The following is a 5,710-nucleotide window of genomic DNA, read 5'->3' on the forward strand; positions in this document are numbered from 1 at the left end:
GCAGATCAGTACGGGAAGAGTCATAAGCCATCCCCTGATCGTGCAAGACGAGGAGAACTGTCAGGCAGGTCCCGAGACACAACTGTCAGAAAAGCACTGAGACTTCACAGCTCGCTTCTGCGCGAAAAATGAGCCACAAGCGCCCGCTCGGACGCTATTCGGCGCGGGTGAGTTCGCCGATCTTCTCGCCGGCATCGTCCATCACGACAAGAACGTCGCCATCGATCTCGACGGCGCGCACGCCGCGGAGCCAATCGTCGACGCCCTCACAGGCCTTGAGGGTGGATGCGAACTGGGCAAGCTCGATGTGGGCGTCGTCGGCGGTGTAAGTGCTGAAAATTCCATTACACCCGTCGCTTCCGCTCACGTCGCCATCCTCGGTGAATTCCAGGTGCGGCTGGCCCGCTGCGTCCTCGCCCCACACTCCGACCAGTTCTGCCACCACGGCTGGATCCGGTTCGGCGGACGAGGTGGGCGCGGAACCCGGCTCTGTGCCTGTCGAGCAAGCGGTGACCAGCAACGTAACGGCGCCGGCCATCGCGGCCAACGTGAGGATTCTGGAGGTTCGAGTGCGCATGGACGTCATCGTAGTCGGCCCCACCTGGAGACGAGCGGGAAGGTTGAGCGAACCGTTATAACCGAGCCAAGAAGTGGGGAGAAGTCCCCATACATGTGACAGAACGGAGATCTACTGTTGGCTTCTGAGAGTTTGCTGGGTAGTCTTGCGGAGGTTTCTGTGTTCGCTCTGCGGGCGCGGAGTCCGCGATTTTCTGAGGAACGACGAGCAGTTTGTCGCTTCGGGACCATTATTCGATACAGAGCAAGGACATCGACTTTATGAAGAACAGAGGGATGGTGCGTCGTCCGCTGGCTTTGACCGCGGCCACGACGATTGCCCTTGGGGGGCTTTTCTTCGCGACACCTGCGTATGCCGCAGACGCCGCAGATGAGCCGACCGACCAGACAACCGAGACCACGCCTGTGGAGGATGCTCCTCCCGCCGAGGTCATCGAGGCCGCAGACGACGCGGCGGCCGCAGGCATCGATATCGTTGCTTACGGCGTGAACGCCGCTGGCGATGATGTCGTTATGGTCGTCGCGACCGGCAACGATGACGCGGCCGAGAGCGACGAGGTTAAGGCCTTCACCGAGTCTGCTGACATCGAAGGCGCCAAGGTCGTCACGGTCGATTCTGCTCCGGTGGCATACGCCGCAACCGATGTCGTGGGCGGCCAGGGCTACCTTTCGGTCCCCGATGCGGGCGGTGCCTGGGCCTGCTCGGTCGGATTCAGTGCCTTCTCTCCTGATGGAGCCCCTGCGCTGATCAGCGCAGGCCACTGTGCCTTCGAAGATGGCGTCAAGATCACCAACACCACGCTGTCGGTTCCCGGCCAAGAGCCTGCTGTCGGCGGCAGCGGCGCGGTGCCGGACGACCTGATCCTCCTGGGCACCTTCGGTTTCGCGCGGTACGGTGGCCTCAATGGCACGATCGGCGCTGACGGCGATGTCAACTCCACCGATATCTCGGTCATCGACATTAACCCGGACGGTGAGTTCAACCTCCTTCCCGAGGTGACTGACTGGACGACGGCGACCGACGACCTCGGTTCGCTCGCGGGCAGTACCATCCCAGTCAAGAGCGTCGGTGCACCGGTGCTCGGCGACGTCAGCAAGAGCGGTCGCACCACCGGCTTCACGACCGGCACGATCGACGAATACGACATCATCGAAGGCTGGATGGATATCGCTGGCCACTGGGTTCGCGGATTCCAAAGCGACGTTGAGGCTGCTCCCGGCGACTCCGGTGGCGCGGTCATCCAGGGCACCAAGGCCGTCGGCGTCATCAGCGGTGGAATCCCCGGCGTGTGGACCTGGGCGACGTCCATCGTCTACGGTCTCGAGCACACCGACGGCTACACGGTCGCACTCGACCTGGACGCTCCCAAGGTGACGGCTCCTACCAGCGGCTCGACCGTTGACGTCGGCTCGCTCATCGCAGGTACGGCACCTGGTGCCAAGTCCGTCAAGGTTTCCGGCGTTGGCGAGACGTTCAACGCAAACCTTGAGAACGGTGAGTTCACCTTCCTCGCTCCGACGAAGCCTGGTACCTACGAGTACACGCTGACCTCGACCAACGGTTTCAGCGCTTCGGAGACCACCACCTACACGGTGACCACGAAGTTCGCGCCCACCGCGGTGCCGGTCATCACGTCGCCTGCTGACGGTTCCACCGTCACCAGCACGGTCAAGGCAGTCAGCGGAACCGGTCTTTCCGGTGCTGCAGTCGTCGCCACGGTCGATGGCGTCGAGTACGAGACCACGGTTGACGGTGCGGGCAACTGGTCCGTCGCGGTTGAGCTCACCTACGGTGCGCACACCATCAGCGTGGTGCAGACCGCGAACGAGGACACTTCGGATGCTGCCAAGGCCGCCTTCAAGGTCGTCCCGGTTGCCGTCGGCGTGACGTCGATCACCAACGGCAGCACGTTCGCATTCGACAACGGTCCCAAGTCCCTTGCGGGCACGGGCATCAACGGCGCAACCGTCACGGTCAAGCTCAACGGTGCAGAGCCGACGGCTCTTGCTGCCGAGAGCGGCACCTACACGGCTGAGGTCGCGGATGGCGTCTGGAGCATCAACTTCGAGGCTGCTCTCGAGCCCGGTTCGTACACGGTCTCTGCAACGCAGAGCATCAGCGGTATCGCCTCGGCGCCGGTGAGCCTCGCGTTCTCCGTGCTCGTCGAGCCGGTCCCTGAGCCCGTCACGCCTCCGGCACCTGAGCCCACCACGCCTCCCGCTCCGGGTGGCAGCGGTGGCGCTGGTGACGACGGCAACCTTGCCGCGACTGGTTCTGACATGATCGTGCCCCTGAGCGCTTCGGCTGGTGCCGTGGTTCTGCTCGCCGGTGGCATCATGCTTCTGACGATGCGTCGTCGCAAGCTGATCGAAGGCTGATAGCTGGTAGCAAAAAAGGCGGGTACCTCTCCGGAGGTGTCCGCCTTTTGCTTTCCGTGGCTGGTGGGTTCCGTCCGAGCCCTGGTGCCGGTCCGAGCCGCGTGTCAGGATGACCACGACTCGGCTCCCCAAGAGCCGGCGTGAATCGGGAGGAAAAGATATGCAGCTGGCCATGGTCGGACTCGGCAGGATGGGCGCGAACATCGTGCGACGGTTGATGCGCGATGGACACGAATGCGTCGTCTATGACGTGAATGCGGATGCCGTGGCCGCGCTGGTCGCGGAGGGTGCCACCGGCGCCGACAGCATCGCCGATCTCGCGGTGAAGCTGGAGCCGACGCGTGTTGTGTGGATGATGGTGCCCGCCTCGCTCACCGGCTCGGTGGCCGAAGAGGTGGCCGCTGTTCTCGACAAGGGCGACATCCTCATCGATGGTGGGAACTCGAACTACCGCGACGACGTCCGTCGGGCGACAGCTTTCCGCGAGCGCGGTATCGAGTACGTCGACATCGGCACCAGCGGCGGAGTGTTCGGTCTGGAGCGCGGCTATTGCCTCATGGTCGGCGGCAGCGACGTCGCGGTCGGGCACATCGAACCCGTGCTGCGCACGATCGCACCAGGGCCCGGAGAGATCGAGCGCACGCCGGGTCGCACCGGTGCTCTCGCACCCGAAGAGCAGGGTTTCCTGCACTGCGGGCCCTCCGGCTCAGGACACTTCGTCAAGATGGTGCACAACGGCATCGAGTACGGCATCATGGCCTCGATCGCCGAGGGACTCAATCTGCTCAAGAATGCGGATGCGGGAGTGCGTGAAGCCGAACACTCTGCCGAGATCGCCCCACTCGAGGAGCCGGAGTTCTACCAGTTCCCGATCGACACCGACAAAGTCGCTGAGCTCTGGCGTCGGGGGTCGGTGATCTCATCCTGGTTGCTCGATCTCACCGCTGCCGCGCTGCACGACAATCCCACTCTGGACGGGCTCGCCGGTCGAGTCTCGGACTCCGGAGAGGGCAGGTGGACAGTCAAAGCTGCCATCGACGTCGGGGTGCCGGTTCCGGTGCTCGCGGCATCCCTCTTCGAACGCTTCGCGTCACGTGGCGAAGACCAGTTCGCGAACCAGGTGCTCTCGGCGATGCGTTTGCAGTTCGGCGGGCATCAGGAACGCCCAGCCGGAGACGTACTCGAGGCCGGTGCACGCAAGGCTGACGCCGGCTGAGCAGCTCGCGGGGCGGTGGCGGCTACGCCGCGACCGTCCCCACCGGCACTGCCGCCCCGGTCGCGGCGCTTTGATAAATCGCCGTGATGACCTCTGCGGTGTGCACGGCATCCTGACCCGTCGCCCGCGGAGCGCGACCGGCGGCGATTGCGCCCAGCACATCGCGCCACTGGGCCAGGTGACCTGCGTGGCCGATCGCGAGCGGGTCGGATCCGCCGCCCGGTGCTGAGCCGCCTGACGCCGGCGCCGGCACGTCGAAGGTCCATTCCCGAATAACGTCTCCGTCGAGCTCAAACCTTCCGGTGGTCGTGATGACGCTGAGTCGGGCATTGTGCCCGGGGTGGGCGCCGGTCGTCGTGGCGAGGATGCCCATGGCGCCGGATGCGAAGCGCAGGGTGGCGGTCGTGGCATCCTCGACATCGATCTCGTGCGTGACGGTCGCGGACTGGCCGGTCACTTCGACCACCGGACCCAGCAACATCAGCGCAAGATCGAGGTTGTGCAGGCCCTGGTTGGCGAGCGAGCCGCCCCCGCCGTCGCGCTTGCTGCGCCAGGGCGCCGCGCGGTAGTACGCATCGTCGCGATACCAGGGCACGAGCACCTCGCCCAGCAGAGGGTGACCCAGCGCGCCACTGGTGAGCAGTTCGGCGAGGGCGATGTTCTGCGGTTCGTAGCGGCGCTGTGCGATGCCGACGAGCGTGCGACCGAGCGCGTCTGCCCTGGCGATCAAGGCCCGCCCCGAGGCGGCGTCGAGCGCGATCGGTTTCTCGACCACGACGTGCTTGCCACTTTCGATCGCTCGCAGGGCGAGGTCGGCGTGTGTGTCGCTCGGCGTGCAGATCGCGACGATCTGGACGGAGTCGTCGGCGAGAAGCTCGTCGACGGTCCGACGCATCGTGGTGGGCAGGCCGCAGGCTGCGAGCGCCTCGTGGCGCGCGTGCGCAACGGCACGCACCTCGCCCAGGTTCGGCAGGTCGCCGATCGCTCGGGCGTGGATGCGGCCGATACCTCCGAGCCCGATGATCCCGACGCCCAGCGGCGCGCGTTCTGTGGCTGTGTCGTTCGTCATCTGCTCTCCTTCTCGGCGCAGGGCACGCAACGCTCGGCGAATGGGCGTACGCGCAGGCGTGCGACAGGGATGCGACGGCCACAGCTCGTGCAGACGCCGTAGGTGCCGGCATCCATCCGCGCGATGGCATCGTCGACCTGCTGTAGTTCTGTGCGGGATCCGTCGAGCAGGCCACTCAGCCGGGACCACTCGGCCGACAGCGGCACACCCTCGGGGTCATGCTCGTCGTCATCACTTTGGCTGCTGCGGTCGTGCGTGAGCTCGGCGAGCGTCGCCGTGAGCGCGTCGGTGCGCGCATCCGCTTCGCGCCGCAGCACCTCCAGGAGTGTGCGCAAGTGCTGAGCATCGTCATCCATGACCTCACTCTAATGGGGGTGCATCGGCTTGATCCGTGGGTCAGGCTGGTGGTTGAGTCCGTTGGTGGGTGAGCACTCTTTCACTCAGGCCTTTGAGGTCTAGATCTAGATCGT

General features: G+C 65.3%; 5 protein-coding genes. 2 read left to right on the top strand and 3 right to left on the bottom strand.

The window, feature by feature from the left end:
• Positions 1 to 154: 154 nt before the first annotated feature.
• Entirely contained in the window at positions 155 to 577 is a 423-nt protein-coding gene (locus ACSU1G_RS34505) for an META domain-containing protein (RefSeq protein WP_439286170.1), read from the bottom strand.
• A gap of 260 nt (positions 578 to 837) precedes the next feature.
• Here ACSU1G_RS34505 and ACSU1G_RS34510 point away from each other — a divergent pair, with 260 nt between their 5' ends.
• A complete protein-coding gene (locus tag ACSU1G_RS34510) occupies positions 838 to 2,955 on the top strand; it encodes a hypothetical protein (RefSeq protein WP_439286172.1) in 2,118 nt (705 codons plus the stop codon).
• 160 nt (positions 2,956 to 3,115) lie between these two features.
• Positions 3,116 to 4,171, top strand: a complete 1,056-nt coding sequence (gnd, locus tag ACSU1G_RS34515) for a phosphogluconate dehydrogenase (NAD(+)-dependent, decarboxylating) (protein ID WP_439286174.1) — start codon at positions 3,116 to 3,118, stop codon at positions 4,169 to 4,171.
• A 22-nt stretch (positions 4,172 to 4,193) separates the two neighbouring features.
• Here gnd and ACSU1G_RS34520 read toward each other — a convergent pair whose 3' ends face one another.
• Together ACSU1G_RS34520 and ACSU1G_RS34525 are read right to left on the bottom strand one after the other, a co-directional pair.
• A complete protein-coding gene (locus tag ACSU1G_RS34520; RefSeq protein WP_439286176.1) occupies positions 4,194 to 5,240 on the bottom strand; it encodes a Gfo/Idh/MocA family protein in 1,047 nt (348 codons plus the stop codon).
• Complete coding sequence (locus ACSU1G_RS34525; protein WP_439286177.1) at positions 5,237 to 5,596, bottom strand: TraR/DksA family transcriptional regulator; 360 nt, start codon at positions 5,594 to 5,596, stop codon at positions 5,237 to 5,239. Before ACSU1G_RS34525 ends, ACSU1G_RS34520 begins: the two co-directional genes overlap by 4 nt.
• Between the last annotated feature and the right edge of the window lie 114 nt (positions 5,597 to 5,710).

This window comes from Microbacterium sp. A93, from assembly GCF_051842835.1.